This is a genomic window from Streptococcus sp. k-628, from assembly GCF_013277475.1.
Classification (GTDB): Bacteria; Bacillota; Bacilli; order Lactobacillales; family Streptococcaceae; genus Streptococcus.
The window spans coordinates 1-2,775 of record NZ_VMMZ01000012.1 but is presented as its reverse complement, the minus strand read 5'-3'; the positions used below and the strand labels follow the sequence as shown (position 1 = coordinate 2,775).

At 44.1% G+C, this 2,775-nt stretch carries 1 protein-coding gene; it reads right to left on the bottom strand.

Features of this window, described 5'->3' with window-relative positions; genetic code table 11:
• Positions 1–295 precede the first annotated feature (295 nt).
• Positions 296–2,662 carry an ATP-dependent RecD-like DNA helicase gene (locus tag HT730_RS02000; protein ID WP_173306653.1) on the bottom strand — a complete coding sequence of 789 codons (2,367 nt, stop codon included), beginning with the start codon at positions 2,660–2,662 and terminating at the stop codon, positions 296–298.
• Positions 2,663–2,775: the final 113 nt, after the last annotated feature.

Here is a 2,775-nt window from a genome sequence, read left to right as displayed (position 1 = left end):
TCTAGGCTTTTTCTAATAGTTTAATTGAATTTAAATGAGTTTGGGAATACTATCCAAGCTCATTTTTTCTCAGACTGCAAGCAGTTCATCAATAAGAATTATACTCTTCGAAAATCTCTTCAAACCACGTCAGCTTCACCTTACCGTAGGTATGGTTACTGACTTCGTCAGTTTCATCCACAACCTCAAAACAGTGTTTTGAGCAACCTGCGGCTATCTTCCTAGTTTGCTCTTTGATTTTCATTGAGTATTAATAAACAAAAATCCCACCTGACTAGGTGGGTTTTCTTATGCACTATTTTCCAAAAATCTCTTTGAGATCTGCGTCTGTAATCCCAATCATGGCGGGGATGCTGTCCCAGTTTTCTTCGGTTAGGATGTAGGATTGTTCAGGGGTACTTGATGTTACTGTTTCAGAGACCGCTTGTTGCTTTTCTTCAACATTCTCCAATAAATCACTGAAGCGTTCAATCAGATAAGTTTTTCGGGCAGTTCCGATATGTTGGGTAGCATAGTCAAAGGCCTGTAATTCGCCTAGTAAGATAAGCTTGCTTTTGGCGCGTGTAATGGCTGTATAGATGAGATTGCGCTCCAGCATACGCCTACTAGCACTGGTGATCGGTAGGATGACAACAGGGAACTCACTTCCCTGTGATTTATGGATGCTCATGGCATAGGCCAGGCGAATCTTGTACCATTCGTTACGTGGGTAAGAGACTTCATTGCCATCAAAATCAATAACAATCTCGTCTTGTTTCGACTCGGTGTATTTACCCGGAATCAGGTCTGTGATGGCTCCTAAATCTCCATTAAAGACATTGATTTCAGCATCGTTGACCAAATGAATGACCTTGTCGCCCTTACGATAGTGACACTGGGGAGCTTCAAAACTGAGTTGATTTTTTTGTGGTGGATTGAGCAGGTCTTGCATGAGCTGGTTAATGGCATCAATCCCTGCCGTCCCTCGGTACATGGGAGCCAGAACCTGAATATCACGAGCAGGGATACCACTTCTGAGGGCAGCGCCTAAGATCTTTTCAATGGTAGCAGGAATATGGCCACTAGCAATTTCAAAGTAGGAACGGTCTGCTTTTTTCTGGGTGAAATCAGCTGGCAAGATACCCTGTCGAATCTGACTAGCTAGGGTGACGATGGTTGATTCTTCGCTTTGCCGATAAATTTTTTCCAAGCGAGTCTGAGGAATCAAGGGAATATGAAGCAGATCCGCTAGAACCTGTCCAGGACTGACAGACGGTAGCTGGTCACTGTCTCCCACGATGAGAATTTTACTGTTAGAAGAGATGTTGGAGAAGAGTTGATTGGCCAGCCAAGTATCCACCATAGAAAATTCATCCACGATAATAAAGTCGGCATCCAGATAATCTTCCAGATGACTGGTATCATCGTCGCCTGTCATTCCCAAGTGGCGGTGTATGGTCGCGCTAGGCAAGCCTGTCAATTCATTCATGCGTCGAGCAGCTCGACCAGTTGGAGCGGCAAGAAGAATCGGCAAGTTGCTTTTTTTCCTGAGGTCAAGTCCTTCTAAAAGTGCGTAAACAGCGATGATCCCATTGATAACAGTTGTCTTACCAGTACCAGGCCCACCTGTCAGAATAAAGACCTTGTTCTGGATAGCATCACAGATGGCTTGTTTTTGAATGCTATCATACTCAATTCCCAGCTCTTCCTCGACAGTAGTGATATGCTTTTGAATGGTTTCTAAATCCTGACTCTTCTGTTTTCCTTTTTCAAGGATACGAACCAAGTGACTGCGGATGCCTTCCTCAGCGAAAAAGAGGCTGTTGTCAAAAATCTTGGTATCAACCTGCTGAACCTTGTCTTCTTCAATCAGGTAGGAGAGTTCTTGGGCCACTTGGCTGGGGTCCAGTTCCACGGGGCGAGAAGATTCAAGGAGAGTAAGGGTTTGTTCTAGTAAATCCCGTGCTTCAACATAGGTGTCCCCTGTTTCCATACAGACCTGAAAAAGACTGTGAACTAGACCGGCACGGAAGCGCTCAGGAGCCTGACTTTCGATGCCTAGTTCTTCCGCTAATTGGTCAGCAATGGTAAAGCCCAAACCCTTGATATCTTCAACCAGTTGATAGGGATAATTTTCAACCACATCAAGGGTTTCTTCCTTGTAAAAGTCTTGAATCTGAAAGGCTAGTTTGTTGGGAATGCCGTAGTTGGCAAGTTTGGCCAAAACCATCTCGGTTCCGTAGTTGAGACGAAGTGTGGAGACGAATGCCTCGCGATTTTTTGCAGAGAGTCCTGCGATACCTTCTAGCTTTTCTGGGTGTTGCAGAATTTCGTCAATGGTATTGTCACCATAGGTGTCCACTATTTTCTGAGCTGTCTTGAGACCAATTCCCTTGAAATGGCTACTTGAAAAGTACTTGACCAAGCCCTTACTAGTTGGTTTTGCGCGTTCATAACGACTGATTTGCAGTTGTTCCCCATACTTGGAGTGCTGGACAATTTGCCCCCAAAAAGTATAGTCTTCTCCCTCAATCACGTCAGCCATGGTACCAGTGACAATAATTTCAAAATCATCAAAGTTTTCTGCGTCTGTATCGTCGATTTCTAGGAGGAGGATACGATAAAAATTGCTGGGATTTTCAAAAATAATCCGTTCAATGGTTCCTGAAAAATAAACTTCCATAAAATTCCTTTGCATGAATAGGTGAGAGTTAATACTCTTCGAAAATCTCTTCAAACCACGTCAGCTTCGCCTTGCCGTACTCAAGTACAGCCTGCGGCTAGCTTCCTAGTTTG

Coding starts and splice junctions, on each gene's coding strand:
- HT730_RS02000 (WP_173306653.1), bottom strand. CDS start 2,662: ATGGAAGTTTATTTTTCAGGAACCATTGAACGGATTATTTTTGAAAAT.